This window comes from Cellulomonas pasadenensis (assembly GCF_047229365.1).
GTDB lineage: Bacteria > Actinomycetota > Actinomycetes > Actinomycetales > Cellulomonadaceae > Cellulomonas.
Window position 1 is genome coordinate 1 of record NZ_JBFTEP010000140.1, and the last position, 8,886, is coordinate 8,886.

At 74.9% G+C, this 8,886-nt stretch carries 7 protein-coding genes; all 7 read left to right on the forward strand.

Annotated features, from left to right (window positions below):
* Window positions 1-166: 166 nt before the first annotated feature.
* Window positions 167-466 (forward strand): NADH-quinone oxidoreductase subunit NuoK, encoded by a 300-nt coding sequence (gene nuoK / locus AB6N23_RS15520; RefSeq protein WP_412866901.1) that lies wholly within the window; start codon window positions 167-169, stop codon window positions 464-466.
* Between the two features lie 10 nt (window positions 467-476).
* Window positions 477-2,456 carry an NADH-quinone oxidoreductase subunit L gene (gene nuoL, locus AB6N23_RS15525; protein WP_412866902.1) on the forward strand — a complete coding sequence of 660 codons (1,980 nt, stop codon included), beginning with the start codon at window positions 477-479 and terminating at the stop codon, window positions 2,454-2,456.
* An 18-nt stretch (window positions 2,457-2,474) separates the two neighbouring features.
* On the forward strand, window positions 2,475-4,031 hold the full coding sequence (locus AB6N23_RS15530; protein ID WP_412866903.1) for an NADH-quinone oxidoreductase subunit M: 1,557 nt from the start codon (window positions 2,475-2,477) through the stop codon (window positions 4,029-4,031).
* The gene (gene nuoN, locus AB6N23_RS15535; RefSeq protein ID WP_412866904.1) at window positions 4,028-5,827 is read left to right on the forward strand and encodes an NADH-quinone oxidoreductase subunit NuoN; all 1,800 of its coding nucleotides are present in this window, start codon (window positions 4,028-4,030) and stop codon (window positions 5,825-5,827) included. The genes AB6N23_RS15530 and nuoN overlap by 4 nt, the downstream gene beginning before the upstream one ends.
* Window positions 5,828-5,982: 155 nt before the next feature.
* On the forward strand, window positions 5,983-6,927 hold the full coding sequence (locus tag AB6N23_RS15540; protein WP_412866906.1) for a polyprenyl synthetase family protein: 945 nt from the start codon (window positions 5,983-5,985) through the stop codon (window positions 6,925-6,927).
* A gap of 13 nt (window positions 6,928-6,940) precedes the next feature.
* Window positions 6,941-7,699, forward strand: a complete 759-nt coding sequence (locus AB6N23_RS15545; protein ID WP_412866907.1) for a PP2C family protein-serine/threonine phosphatase — start codon at window positions 6,941-6,943, stop codon at window positions 7,697-7,699.
* 67 nt (window positions 7,700-7,766) lie between these two features.
* Window positions 7,767-8,886, forward strand: a 1,120-nt coding sequence (locus AB6N23_RS15550; RefSeq protein WP_412866905.1) for an RDD family protein, incomplete at its 3' end; no start/stop codon positions are given.

Here is an 8,886-nt window from a genome sequence, read left to right on the forward strand (position 1 = left end):
CGGTGCACACCCTCGGGCCCGACGGCTTCGCGGTGCACGCCGCCGGCCAGGAGGACGCCCCGCCGGACGCACCGGGCGGCGCGGACGGGGCCGACGAGCCGACCGCGGCGAGCGCCGACGCGCACACCGCCGACGGCGACGAGATGCGCGACGAGGAGGTCGTCCGGTGAGCCTGACCCACTACCTCGTGCTGGCCGCGATCCTGTTCGCGATCGGCGCGACCACGGTCCTGCTGCGGCGCAACGCGATCATCGTGTTCATGGGCGTCGAGCTCATGCTCAACTCGACGAACCTGCTGCTCGTGACGTTCTCGCGCTACCACGGGAACCTCACCGGCCAGGTGCTCGCGTTCTTCGTGATGGTCGTCGCGGCCGCGGAGGTGGTCGTCGGGCTGGCGATCATCGTGTCGATCTTCCGAACCCGGCGCTCGGCCTCCGTCGACGACGTCAACCTGCTGAAGAGCTGAGGGGCGGCACGTGCACACCCTGATGTCCCTGACGACGCCTGCCGTCGTGGCCGCCGCGGACCCCGCGGTGGCGACCGTGCCGTGGGACGGCGCGCGCACCGCCGCGCTGCTGGTGGTCCTGCCGCTGCTGTCGGCCGCCGTCCTGCTCCTCCTCGGCCGCCGCGCCGACCGCTGGGGCCACTGGCTCGGCGTGCTCGCGTCCGCCGCGTCGTTCGTGGTCGCCGCCGTCCTGCTGGTCGGGCTGCTCGGCCGCCCGGCGGAGGAGCGCGTGCACGACGTCTCCTTCGGCACGTGGGTCGACGCGGGGGCGCTGAGCGTCGACGCGGGCCTGCGCGTCGACCCGCTGTCGCTGACGTTCGTGCTGCTCGTGACGTTCGTCGGCACGCTCATCCACGTCTACTCCGTGGCGTACATGGACCACGACGTCGACCGCCGGCGCTTCTTCGCGTACCTCAACCTGTTCGTCGCCGCGATGCTCCTGCTGGTGCTCGCCGACTCCTACCTGCTGCTGTTCGTCGGCTGGGAGGGCGTCGGCCTCGCGTCGTACCTGCTCATCGGGTTCTGGAACCACAACACCCCGTACGCGGTGGCGGCCAAGAAGGCGTTCGTCGCCAACCGCGTCGGCGACGTCGGCCTGATCCTCGCGATGGGCCTGATGTTCGCGACGTTCGGCAGCCTCGACTTCGGCACGGTGCACGCGGGCGTGGCGCAGGCGAGCGAGGGGACCCTCACGCTCATCGGCCTCGCGCTGCTGCTCGCCGCGTGCGGCAAGTCGGCGCAGTTCCCGCTGCAGTCGTGGCTCGGCGACGCGATGGCGGGCCCGACGCCGGTCTCGGCGCTCATCCACGCCGCCACCATGGTCACCGCCGGCGTCTACCTCATCGTGCGCTCGGGCGTGATCTACGCGGCGGCGCCGACCGCGCAGCTCGTCGTCGCGGTCGTCGGCGCGATCACGCTGCTCTTCGGCGCGGTCGTCGGCTGCGCCAAGGACGACATCAAGAAGGCGCTGGCCGCCTCCACGATGTCGCAGATCGGCTACATGGTGCTCGCCGCGGGCCTCGGGCCCGTCGGGTACGCCTTCGCGATCTTCCACCTCGTCACGCACGGCTTCTTCAAAGCCGGCATGTTCCTCGGTGCCGGGTCCGTCATGCACGGCATGGACGACCAGGTCGACATGCGCCGGTTCGGCGGTCTGGGCCGGTACATGAAGATCACGTACGTCACGTTCATGGCCGGCTGGCTCGCGATCCTCGGCGTCTTCCCGTTCGCGGGCTTCTGGAGCAAGGACAAGATCATCGAGGCCGCGTTCGTGCCGGTCGACGGCGAGCCGTGGCGGGCCTGGGTGTTCGGCGGGATCGCGCTGCTGGGCGCCGGCATCACGGCGTTCTACATGTCGCGCCTGTTCTTCCTCACCTTCGAGGGGCAGAAGCGCTGGTCCGCCCGGCGCGACGGGTCGGCGCAGCACCCGCACGAGTCGCCGCTGCTCATGACCGTCCCGATGATCGTGCTCGCGGTCGGCTCCGTGGGCCTCGGCTGGCTGCTCTCGGGTGCCGGGTTCGTCGAGTGGCTCGAGCCGTCCGTCGGGCACACCGAGCACCACGAGCCCGTGCTGCCCGTGCCGGTCATCGTCGGCGCCACGCTCGCGCTCGTGCTCGTCGGCGTCGTGCTCGCGTGGCGCATGTACGCGGTCGGGCAGGTCCCCGTCGCCCCGCCGCGCGGCACCGTCGCGACGCGCGCGGCCCGCAAGGACCTCTACCAGGACGTCGTCAACGACGCCGTCCTCGTCGAGCCCGGCCGGTACCTGACGCGCTCGCTCGTGTACGGGGACAAGGCCGTCGTCGACAACGCGGCGACCGGCCTCGGCCGCGCCACGGTCGGCGTCGGCGACGCGGTGCGCCGCGTGCAGAACGGGTACGCCCGGTCCTACGCCGCGTCGATGCTCATCGGGCTCGTGGCGCTCACGGTCGTCGTCCTGGCCGTGCGCGGCTGAGGCGGAGGAGGCGGACAGATGACGGACTTCCCCTGGCTCACCGCGCTGGTGGTGCTGCCCGTGCTCGGCGCGGTGGCGCTGTGGGCGCTGCCCGCGGGCGCGCGCCGGCACAGCCGGACGGTCGCGCTCGCGGTCGCGCTGCTCGAGCTGCTGCTGACGGCGGCGGCGTTCGGCGCCTTCGACACCGCGGCGGCCGGCACGCACCAGCTCACCGAGACGTACCCCTGGATCCCGGCGTTCGGCGTCTCGTGGGCGCTCGGCGTGGACGGCGTCGGCCTGGCGCTCATCGCCATGTCGGTCGTGCTCGTGCCGCTCGTCGTGCTCGCCGCCTGGCGCGAGCAGGGCTCGGGCGACGTGCCGACCGACCGGCTGCGCCACTACCTGGCGCTCGTCCTGCTGCTCGAGGCGTTCGTCGTCCTCGTCTTCGCGGCGCGCGACGTGTTCCTGTTCTACGTCGTCTTCGAGGCGATGCTCATCCCCGTCTACTTCATGATCGGCGGGTTCGGCGGCGCCCGGCGCCGGTACGCGGCGGTGAAGTTCCTGCTCTACTCGCTCGCCGGCGGGCTCATCATGCTCATCGGCGTCATCGGGCTGTACCTGCAGGGTCCGCGGGGGCCGCAGGGGTTCCTCACCGAGAACCTCACGGGCCTCGCGCTCGACCCGACCCTCGAGCGGTGGCTGTTCCTGTCGTTCTTCGTCGCGTTCGCGATCAAGGCGCCGATGTTCCCGGTGCACACATGGCTGCCCGACGCGGCGGAGCAGGCGCCCGCCGGCACGTCGACGCTGCTCGTCGGCGTGCTCGACAAGGTCGGCACGTTCGGCATGCTGACGCTCTGCCTCCCGCTGTTCCCGGACGCATCCCGCTGGGCCGCGCCGGCCGTCATCGCCCTCGCCGCGGTGTCGGTGCTCTACGGCGCGCTGCTCGCCATCGGCCAGAAGGACCTCATGCGGCTCGTCGCGTACACGTCGGTGTCGCACTTCGGGTTCATCGTGCTCGGCATCTTCGCGTTCACGTCGACGTCGGTGGCGGGCTCGTCCTTCTACATGGTCAACCACGGGCTCTCGACCGGGGCGCTGTTCCTGCTCGTCGGCTTCCTCGCCGCACGGCGCGGGTCGCAGCAGGTCGCGGACTTCGGCGGCCTGCAGAAGGTGGTGCCGGTCATGGCGGGGATGTTCCTCGTCGTCGGCCTGTCCGCCCTGTCCCTGCCCGGCCTGTCGACGTTCGTCAGCGAGATCCTCGTGCTCGTCGGCAGCTTCGGCCGGCACCCGGTCGCGGCGGGCGTCGCGACGCTCGGCGTCGTGCTCGCCGCCGTCTACGTGCTGTGGACGTACCAGCGGCTGTTCACCGGGCCGGTGCGTCCCGAGCTGGCCGCCATGCCGGAGGCGTCGGCGCGCGAGCGCTGGGTCGTCGGCCCGCTCATCGCCGCGATGCTGGTGCTCGGGTTCCTGCCCGGGCCCGCGCTCGACCTCGTGCGGCCCGCCGCCGAGACGACGCTCACGCAGGTGGGCGTCGAGGACGTCGAGCCCGACGTCCTCGTTGCCGTGCCCGCGTCCGAGGAGGGGAGCGACCGGTGAACACCTTCACCGCACCCGACATCGCCTGGGGCCCGCTGGTCCCCGTGCTCGTCGTGCTGCTGGCGGCCGTCGTCGGCGTGCTCGTCGAGGCCTTCGTGCCCGACCGGCTGCGCCGCCCCGTGCAGCTCGGCCTCAGCGTCGCCGCCCTCGCGGGCGCCCTCGTCGCCGTCGCCGCGCTGTGGTCGGACGTGCGCCGCACCGGCGGCACCGACGTGCTCACCGGCTCGCTGGTCGTCGACGGGCCGACGCTCGTGCTGCAGGCCACGCTCGCGCTCCTCGCGCTGCTGTCCGTGCTGCTGTTCGCGGACCGCCTCACCGGCGGCGAGGACGCGTTCGCGCCGTCGGGCGCCGCCGTGCCCGGGTCGGACTACGAGGAGGTGGCGCGCCGCAAGGGCCTGCGCCAGACCGAGGTCTTCCCCCTCCTGCTCTTCGCCACCGGCGGGATGATGATCTTCCCCGCGACGGCCGACCTGCTGACGCTGTTCGTGGCGCTCGAGGTGCTGTCGCTGCCGCTGTACCTGCTCGCGGGCCTGGCGCGCCGGCGCCGCCTGCTGTCGCAGGAGGCGTCGATGAAGTACTTCCTCCTCGGCGCGTTCGCCTCGGCGATCATGCTGTTCGGCATCGCCCTGCTCTACGGCTACAGCGGTTCCGTGCGGTTCACGGACATCGCCGCCGCGACAAGCGTCCCGGGCGGCCTCGACGACCTGCTGCTGATCGGCGCGGTGCTGCTGCTGGCAGGGCTGCTGTTCAAGGTCGGCGCGGTGCCGTTCCACATGTGGACGCCGGACGTCTACCAGGGCGCACCCACGCCGGTCACCGCCTTCATGGCCGCGTGCACCAAGGTCGCCGCGTTCGGCGCCCTGCTGCGCGTCGTCTACGTCATGCTGCCCGGCATGTCGTGGGACCTCGAGGTCGTCCTCTGGGTCGTCGCGCTGCTCACCATGGTCGTGGGCACCGTCGCCGCGCTCGTCCAGACGGACGTCAAGCGCCTGCTCGCGTACTCGTCGATCGCGCACGCCGGGTTCGTGCTCACCGGCGTGGTCGCGCTCGAGGCGAGCGGCATCACGGCCGTGCTGTTCTACCTGCTGGCGTACGGCGCGACGACGGTCGGCGCGTTCGGCCTCGTGACCCTCGTGCGCGAGCGCGGCACGGGCGACGCCGACGGGGAGCCGGCCGTGCTCGGCGAGGCCACGCGGCTGTCCCAGTGGGCCGGGCTCGGGCGCACGCACCCGCTGCTCGCCGTGACGTTCACGCTCTTCCTGCTGTCGTTCGCGGGCATCCCGCTCACCGCCGGGTTCACCGGCAAGTTCGCCGTCTTCACCGCCGCCGTCGAGGGCGGTGCCTGGCCGCTCGCGCTCGTCGGCGTGCTGTCGTCGGTGGCGGCCGCGTTCTTCTACGTCCGCATCATCGTGCTGATGTTCTTCACCGAGCCCGCCGGGGCGCGCGACGGCGTCCCGCACGACGGTGCCGCTGACGGTGCGGGTGACCGTGCCGGCGAGGGTGCGGGCGCGGGTGCGGGCGGGGACGGTGCGCGCGTGCCCGTGACCGTCGGCGGCGGCGCCACGGCCGCGGGAGCGGACGACGCGCCCGGCGCGACGCCCGCGTCGGCGCGCCCGTCCCCGGCGGCGTCCACGGGGACCGCGGCCGAGCCCGCGCGCGGCACGACCACCGTGGTCGGCGGCGAGGGGCTGACCGTCGTCGCGGTGGCGGTGTGCGCCCTGCTGACCGTCCTGCTCGGCGTCGTGCCCCAGCCGGTGCTCGACACGATCGCGGACGTGGCGGTGCTGCTGCCGTGACCCGACCGCGGCGGGCCGGACGAATGTGGCGGAACCGGGCGTCCTCGACGTCCCGTTCCGTGCGACGACGTGCGGACGGATAGGTTCGTCCCGTGACGACCGCCCTCGCCCTCCCGCTGCACGACGCCGAGCTGGCGGAGCGCCTCACGGGGCGCATGTCCCTGGTCGAGGAGCTGCTGCGCGACTCCGTCACCTCGACCGACCCGATCGCCGACCTGGCGTCGCGGCACCTGGTCAACGCGGGCGGCAAGCGCCTGCGTCCGCTCCTCACGCTCCTCACGGCCGAGCTCGGCCACGCCGACCGCCGGGAGGTCGTCGATGCGGCCGCCGTCGTGGAGCTCACGCACCTCGCGACGCTGTACCACGACGACGTCATGGACTCCGCGCCGGTGCGCCGCGGGGCGCCGTCGGCGCACGAGGTCTGGGGCAACTCCGTCGCGATCCTCACGGGCGACCTGCTGTTCGCGCGCGCGTCGTCGCTCGTGTCGGGGCTCGGGCCGGAGGCGGTGCGCATCCAGGCCGCGACCTTCGAGCGCCTCTGCCTCGGGCAGCTGCACGAGACGGTCGGCCCGCGCGGCGACGAGGACCCGGTCGAGCACTACCTGCAGGTGCTCGCCGACAAGACGGCGTCGCTCATCGCGACGTCCGCGCGGTTCGGCGCGATGTTCGCCGGCTGCTCCGCGGAGGTCGTGCGCACCGTCACCCGGTTCGGCGAGTGCGTCGGCGTCGCGTTCCAGCTCGCCGACGACGTCATCGACCTCACGTCGGACGGCACGGTCACGGGCAAGACACCCGGCACCGACCTGCGCGAGGGCGTCCCGACGCTGCCCGCGCTGCTGCTGCGTGCCCGGGCCGGGGCCGCCGACGCCACGGACGCGGACCGCGCCGCGCTCGCCCTGCTGGACGGCGACCTCTCCGACGACGCCGCGCTCGCCGAGGCCGTCGCCGCGCTGCGCGAGCACGACGTCGTCGCCCGCACGCGTGCGAAGGCGGTGGAGCTCGCGCACCAGGCCGTGGCCGAGCTCGCGCCCCTGCCGGCGGGGCCCGTCAAGGACGCGCTCGTGGCTTTCGCCGAGGCGCTCGTCGACCGCGCCTCGTGAGCCGGGCGGCGTGATGGGAGCGGGCGTCGAGCTGCGGTCCGCGGTCGCCACGGACCGGGCGGCACGGGACACCAACGAGGACAGCGCGTGGGCGGCGGACGGGCTGTACGTCGTCGCCGACGGCATGGGTGGGCACGAGGCCGGCGAGGTCGCGTCGCGCGTCGCGATCGAGGTGGTGAGCGTCCTCGCGGGCGCCGAGCCGACGCTCGACGACGCGGGCGACGTGCTGCGCGAGGCGCACCGGCGCGTCCGGGACCTGCCGGCGAGCGGGGAGCGACGTCCCGGCACGACCCTGACGGGCGTGGTGGTGACGAGCCGGGACGGCGAGCCGTGCTGGCTCGTGCTCAACGTCGGGGACTCGCGCACGTACCGCATGGTCGGGGGGATCCTCGAGCAGCTGACGCGCGACCACTCCGAGGTCGCGGAGCTCGTCGCGGAAGGGCTGCTGTCGGTCGAGGACGCGGCGTACCACCCGCGCCGGCACGTCGTGACGCGCGTGCTCGGCGGCGGGTCCGCGTCGGTCGAGCCCGACCTGTGGCTGTTCCCCGTGAGCCAGGGCGACCGGATGGTCGTGTGCTCCGACGGCCTGACGGACGTGCTGCCCGACGCCCGCATCCAGGCGGTGCTGCGCGTGCAGCCGGACGCCCGGGACGCGGCCGAGCGGCTCGTGCGCGAGGCGCTCGCCGCCGGCGCCCAGGACAACGTGACGGTGGTCGTGGTCGACGCGCTCACGGTCACGCGCACCGGCGCCCCGGACGCCGCCGGGCGATGACGGCCCGTCCGGCGGGGGCTCGGCCGTGAGCACGCGCGCCGCCGCCCCCCGGTGCGCCACGTGCGGCATGCCGCTGCCGCCCGAGGCGGCGTCGTGCTCCGTGTGCGGCGCCCGCGTGCCGCTCATCGCGCGCGCCGACCTGGCCCGGCGCGCCTCCGACGGCAGCACGACCGGTCGTCGCACGGCCGTGCCGTCGCCGCCCGTGCGCCACGAGGGACCGGACGACCGGGACCGGCGCGACGACCTGCCCGCACCGGTCGCGCGTCGCGCCGGCGACGCCGGTGCGACGCCCGCGCCGTTCGGGCCCGCGGTGCGCCGCCGGGCCGTCGAGGCGCCGCCCGTCCCGGAGCCCCCGTCCGTCGGCCGGCGCGTGCTCGCGCAGGTCGTCGACGCCGCCGTGCTGGCGATCGGCGCCGGTGCCGCCGCCGTGGCCGCGACGGCCGCGGGCGCGCCACCGCTGTCGGCCGCCGCCACGGCCGCCGTCCTCGTCGCCGTCGCGCAGGTGGTCGCCGAGGGCGTGACCGGCTCGACGGCCGGGGCGGCGGCCCTCAACCTCCGCACCGTGGCGCACGCGACCGGTGGCGCACCCGGCGTGGGGCGGGCTTTCGTGCGTCAGGTCGTCGTCGGGCTCGGGGCCGTGCTGCTGCTGGTCGGCTCGTGGCTGGTCGCGGCCTCCGCGGTGTTCGACCGCGGGCCGCACCGACGCGGCTGGCACGACAGGGCGTCCGGGACCCGGGTGGTCGACGCCGCGGCGCCCGCGGGGGCGCGCGGGCCGGGACGGGGCGCCGCCGACCGCCCGGGGGTGCCGCGCGACGCGGGGAGCGCGTCCGCGCCGTCCGAGCGGAGGCCGTCCGCCCCCGTGCCCTCCGCGCCCGTCCCCTCCGCCCCCGTGCCGTCGCAGCTCGTGCCGTCGGAGCCCGTCCCGTCCGACCCCCTGCCATCGGCCCCCGTGCCGACCGACCCCGCCCCGGTCCGGCCCGCGCCCGACCCCGCACCGTCCGGCGCGGTGGCGCCGCCGACCGCGCTCCCGCTCGACCGCGACCCCGCCGCCCCGTCCGCGTGGTCCGCGCCCGCCGCCCCGCCCGCCACCCGCCGCCCACCCAGGGCCGCGGGACGAGATGTCGGAGGTCCTCCAGGACGGGACGCAGCGCCTCGCGGCTGTCCTGGACGACACCGGCGCGTGGGTG

What these genes read in the sequence shown, in the direction of transcription:
- AB6N23_RS15530 (WP_412866903.1), top strand. Translation starts at nt 2,475, where the DNA reads ATGACGGACTTCCCCTGGCTCACCGCGCTGGTGGTGCTGCCCGTGCTC.
- AB6N23_RS15540 (WP_412866906.1), top strand. Translation starts at nt 5,983, where the DNA reads ATGTCCCTGGTCGAGGAGCTGCTGCGCGACTCCGTCACCTCGACCGAC.
- AB6N23_RS15545 (WP_412866907.1), top strand. Translation starts at nt 6,941, where the DNA reads ATGGGAGCGGGCGTCGAGCTGCGGTCCGCGGTCGCCACGGACCGGGCG.